This is a genomic window from Arhodomonas sp. KWT (assembly GCF_010993615.1).
This window is the reverse complement of the sequence record NZ_WNXE01000236.1, coordinates 1-1,736: the sequence shown is the minus strand read 5'-3', so window position 1 is coordinate 1,736 and position 1,736 is coordinate 1. Positions and strand designations below refer to the sequence as shown.

General features: G+C 67.3%; 1 protein-coding gene. It reads left to right on the top strand.

Annotated elements, in window-relative coordinates; all coding sequences use genetic code 11:
* Positions 1–189: 189 nt before the first annotated feature.
* Positions 190–1,736: outer membrane beta-barrel protein (locus G7A99_RS17180; protein ID WP_163142418.1), on the top strand; the 1,547-nt coding region annotated here is incomplete at its 3' end.

Here is a 1,736-nt window from a genome sequence, read left to right as displayed (position 1 = left end):
ACCGGGCGGTAGAGTCCGTCTCTGCGCGCTGTGCACAAAAAGCAGTGTCATTGACTCCGGTCAATTCCTGACCTGAAACGTTCGGTAAGGTGTTCCCCGGTATATGCAATATGCTGATATGTATATGCCGAATGACGAATCGGACGGGCGGGCCGGTTCGAATGTGGACAGGTTAGTACCGGAGGGGTGATGCGGGGCAGGTTGTTCCCACTGGCAATGGTGCTGGTGGTGGCCGGGGGCACGGCAGCGGCACAGACGGGCGTCGGCGACGGCGCTGACACGGATAACAAAGGGGACGCGGCAAAGGGGGTACGCGTCGGGGATTTCTACCTCGATCTCGGTGCCGGCGTGACGCGCGGGCACGAGGACAACCTCTACGCCACGCCTTCCGACCCTGAGTCCTCGCTGGTGACGACGGTCACGCCGTGGCTATCGGCGACGTCGGACTGGCAGCGCCACGAGCTCAGGCTGCGTGCCGGCGCAGAGCGGGCACGCTACACCGGGCATTCCGACGAGGACTACACCGATCACTACCTCCGCCTGGACGAGCGCTATGAGCTTCGTGGCGGGGGCAGCGTGTTCGGTTCGCTGTCATCGGTCTCCGATCACGAGGACCGCAGCGCTGTCGATACACCCGGCACGGCGGCCGAGCCCACGGAGTACGACCAGACCCAGGCGGTACTGGGAACGGCCCTGCCCGTCGGGGGGGTCGAGGTGCGCGGTGGGCTGACGGCGACGGATCTGGACTTCGAGGACGTCCCGCTCACCGGGGGCGGCTTCGCCAACAACGACGACCGTAACCGCCAGGAATACGAGCTCGGTGGCCGCGTGCTGCTCCGGCGGGACGCGGGCTGGCGGCCCTTCGTGCAGGCGGCGGTCAACCGTCGGGACTACGAAGACCGCTACACCGACTTCGGTTTCCAGCGCTCCAGCGACGGCGCTTCCGTTGCGGTGGGGCTGGCCCGGCCGTTGCCGGGCGGTTCGGCGGAGCTGCTGGTCGGTCATATGCAGCAGGACTATGACGACCCGCGATTCGATCGCATCGAGGCGTGGGATGCCGGGGCACGCGTGGAGACCGACGTGACACCGCGTACCGGCGTGGAGGTGAGCTTCTCGCGCTCCATCGAGGAGACCACGCTGCCCGGCGTGGCCGGGGCGGTGGACAGTATTACCCGGGCGACGCTGGATCACCGCATTACCCGGCGGTTCAGTGCCTCCGTCCCCGTGTACTGGGTGCGCAGCGATTACAGGGACAGTGACCGCACCGATGACGTCACCGGGGTCGGACTCCGCCTGAGCTACCGGCTCACCCCCCGGCTGACCCTTACTGGTGGCCATATCTTCGAGCGCCGCGAGTCGAACATGGACGCGGCGGACTACCAGGACGCCACCACCTACGTCGGTATCGACGCGAGTCTTTCCGCGCCGCCGATCCGGGCGCTGCGCGGTGAGTCGCGCTCCGGTGCCTATGTCGGCGTGCATGGGGGGCGGGCGTTCACGAGTGCGGAGTTCAGCGGTCACCGCGGGCCGGCTTCCGGCAACGGCAGCGTGGATGGCCGTTTCGGCGACTTCTCCACCGTCGCCGGCGGCTTCGTCGGCTACGGCTGGGGCATGGACCGCTGGCTGCTGGCGCTGGAAGCGCAGATCGATAAGGCGAACGGGGAGTGGCGACATCACCGCGACGAGCGCGATTTCGGCTCACAGCGTAACGAGCGCTACGGTGGCGGCGTTCGACT